Below are 770 nucleotides of genomic sequence, written 5' to 3' on the forward strand. Positions count from 1 at the left end.
CCACTATACGGGCAGCGCCAACGCCAGCGCAACAATAGCACCCGTCTTTACGCCCAATTCTCAGTCTGCCCCCAGTGTCGCCGATTTTTCTGCGCGTGGACCGAATAGCCATGACGGCAATGTCCTCAAGCCCGACATCAGTGCACCAGGGGTGCATATCTTTGCCGCCCATATTCCCAGCAATATAACAACGCAGGCCGAACGTGACGCCATCGCCGCTGGCACACTGCAGTCGCAGCAGAGTTGGGCATCCCTTCAAGGCACGTCGATGGCCACGCCACATGTTGCAGGCTTGGCCGCCTTGCTACGCCAGCAATACCCAAGCTGGTCGCCGGCCGCCATCAAGTCCGCGCTGATGACCACCGCCACGGATACGCAAGAGGTCAGCAGCACCACGGTGGGTGCGAGCGCCACCATCCAGCAGGGTGATGCACGCAGCAATCTGCCATTCTCCCAGGGCGCCGGACAAGTGGTGCCAAACTCGGCCAGCGACCCGGGACTGGTGTACGACATTACCCAGGCCGAGTACGAAAACTACGTTTGCGAGATGGGCGTCGGCCAGACAAGCTCCGGCCAAACCTGCGCCAAAATACCAAATGCTGGCCAGAGCCTGAATCTGCCGTCGATTTCCATCAATAATGTGCGCAACAAGCAAACCGTGACGCGCAGGGTCACCAATGTGGCGGCAACGCAGGCGACCTATCATGCCACGCACGTGATGGACGGTTATGCCGTTGACGTGCTGCCCAAGAGCCTGACCCTGAATCCTG

Annotated in this window: 1 protein-coding gene; it reads left to right on the forward strand. The window is 60.0% G+C overall.

The window, feature by feature from the left end:
* On the forward strand, window positions 1-770 hold a 770-nt coding region (locus AC0V2Y_RS28070), incomplete at both ends, for a S8 family serine peptidase (RefSeq protein ID WP_475418444.1).

Source organism: Janthinobacterium sp. BHSEK, assembly GCF_056174685.1.